The organism is Salipiger sp. HF18 (assembly GCF_011806505.1).
GTDB classification, from domain to species: Bacteria; Pseudomonadota; Alphaproteobacteria; order Rhodobacterales; family Rhodobacteraceae; genus Salipiger; species Salipiger thiooxidans.
The window spans coordinates 1-1,931 of sequence record NZ_JAATOS010000645.1 but is presented as its reverse complement, the minus strand read 5'-3'; the positions used below and the strand labels follow the sequence as shown (position 1 = coordinate 1,931).

The following is a 1,931-nucleotide window of genomic DNA, read 5'->3' as shown; positions in this document are numbered from 1 at the left end:
CCGAAAAAACAAAGCCCGGGAAACCCGGGCCCTGGGAAAGCAGAAAGGCCACCCGCGAGGGTGGCCCTTGTTCGTCTCGTGAGATCGCCCGGAGACGATCCTCAGCAGTTTCAGCCCTGACGAGCTTTGAAACGACGCTGGGTCTTGTTGATCACGTAGACGCGGCCCTTCCGGCGCACGACGCGGCAGTCGCGGTGGCGCTGTTTGAGCGAGCGGAGCGAGTTTGCGACCTTCATTTGGGTCTCTCCTCTTATCGCGGCGCGCGAGCGCCAGTCGTTGAAGTCTGGCTTCGCTTCCGCGAAGCCGGTGAAGGTCATGGTGGGCGGTACTGGGATCGAACCAGTGGCCCCTACGATGTCAACGTAGTGCTCTACCGCTGAGCTAACCGCCCATTCATGGCCTGCGCTTATGCTCTCATCGTGCCCCGGAAAGTAACGGGGCGCGGGGAGAACCGCGCCGGTGGAGGGCTCTATAAAAGGAGTCGGAGACCGTGGCAAGGGCTTTCGGGAGAGAAATCCTGCATCCGGCCGATCTTTCCGAACCTCTTGCAAAACAGTCTTTTTGCAGCGGTGGAAATCGGGCTAGAGTGATCCGGAAGGAGACGGAATGCCCAAAGTCGCATATCATCTCGACCTGCCGGATGCCCCCACGTCCTGCGCGGTCTTTGCCTCGCCGCATTCCGGACGCGACTACCCCTGGAGCTTCCTGCGCGGCACGATTCTCGACGAACAGTCCATCCGCTCTTCCGAGGACGCCTTCGTCGACCGGCTCTTCGACTGCGCGCCGCAATTCGGGGCACCGCTGTTGCGGGCCGGGGCGCCGCGCGCCTTCATCGACCTGAACCGGGCCCCGGACGAGCTCGACCCCGCGCTGATCGAGGGCGTGCGCCGCACCGGGCACAATCCGCGCGTGGCCAGCGGGCTGGGCGTGGTGCCGCGGGTGGTGTCGAACGGCCGCGCGATCTACCGCGGCAAGCTGCCGCTGGCCGAGGCCGAGCGCCGGATCTCGCGCTACTGGCATCCCTATCACACCCAGCTCAGGGCGCTGCTCGACCGGTCGCTGGCGCAATTCGGCGAGGCGGTGCTGATCGACTGCCATTCCATGCCTCACGAGGCGGTGGACGGCATTGCCCGCAACTCGGCGCGGCGGCCCGAGATCGTGATCGGTGACCGCTTCGGCGCCTCTGCCACCCCCGAGATCGTCGAATGTATCGAGAGCGCCTTCGCCGCGGCGGGGCTCACCGTGGTGCGCAACACGCCCTTTGCGGGGGCCTACGTGACGCAGGCCTACGGCCGGCCGTCGCGGGGGCAGCATGCGGTGCAGGTCGAGATCGACCGATCGATCTACATGGACGAGACTCAGATTCGCCCCAACGCCAATTTTCAGGCCTTCCGTCGCATCCTGCGCGGCGTGGTGGCCGAGATCTCGGCCATCGGGCATCGCGACCGCGACCGCGAGCAGCCGCTCGCCGCGGAATAACCGCCTCAGGCGTCAGGCACGTCAGCCGAACAGCGCAGACAGCGCCGCGTCGAGGGGCGCGGGGGTCTCGATCTGCAGGCGCACCGGCAGGGTGAGCACCCTGGGCCGGAACGCCGCGGGCAGGCGCACCGCGTCCTTCTCGGTGGTCACCAGCTGCGCCCCGAGCCGCGCGGCATCGGTCTCGAGCCGGGTGAGCAGTGCCGGGGTGAAGGGCTGGTGATCGTCGAGCGCGCGGCATTCGCGCAGCTCGGCGCCCAGGGATTCCCGCGTGGCGAAGACCTTCCCCGGGTGGCCGCGCCCCCCGAAGGCGAGCGCCGGCAGGTCCTGCCAGTCCATGCCGGTCTGCAGCGGCTCGAGCCGTGCGGTGACGTGGGGCAGGGCGATGCTGCCCTTCCATGTCTCGGCAAAGGCGCGCTGCGCGGGCTCGGGTCCGATCGAGAGCAGCAGGTCGG

At 67.7% G+C, this 1,931-nt stretch carries 3 protein-coding genes and 1 tRNA gene; 1 reads left to right on the top strand and 3 read right to left on the bottom strand.

Annotated features, from left to right (window positions below; translation table 11 throughout):
* Nucleotides 1-110 precede the first annotated feature (110 nt).
* Nucleotides 111-236: a type B 50S ribosomal protein L36 gene (ykgO, locus tag HC022_RS25350; protein WP_008884645.1), complete on the bottom strand. Its 126-nt coding sequence runs from the start codon at nt 234-236 to the stop codon at nt 111-113.
* 80 nt (nt 237-316) lie between these two features.
* Nucleotides 317-391 (bottom strand) — tRNA-Val (locus HC022_RS25345).
* A 215-nt stretch (nt 392-606) separates the two neighbouring features.
* Here HC022_RS25345 and HC022_RS25340 point away from each other — a divergent pair.
* Entirely contained in the window at nt 607-1,479 is an 873-nt protein-coding gene (locus tag HC022_RS25340; protein WP_008884365.1) for an N-formylglutamate amidohydrolase, read from the top strand.
* Nucleotides 1,480-1,500: 21 nt separating this feature from the next.
* Here HC022_RS25340 and HC022_RS25335 read toward each other — a convergent pair.
* Nucleotides 1,501-1,931 (bottom strand): tetraacyldisaccharide 4'-kinase (locus HC022_RS25335; RefSeq protein ID WP_167454234.1); only part of this gene is annotated, 431 nt, incomplete at its 5' end.

Coding starts and splice junctions, on each gene's coding strand:
- ykgO (WP_008884645.1), bottom strand. CDS start 236: ATGAAGGTCGCAAACTCGCTCCGCTCGCTCAAACAGCGCCACCGCGAC.
- HC022_RS25340 (WP_008884365.1), top strand. CDS start 607: ATGCCCAAAGTCGCATATCATCTCGACCTGCCGGATGCCCCCACGTCC.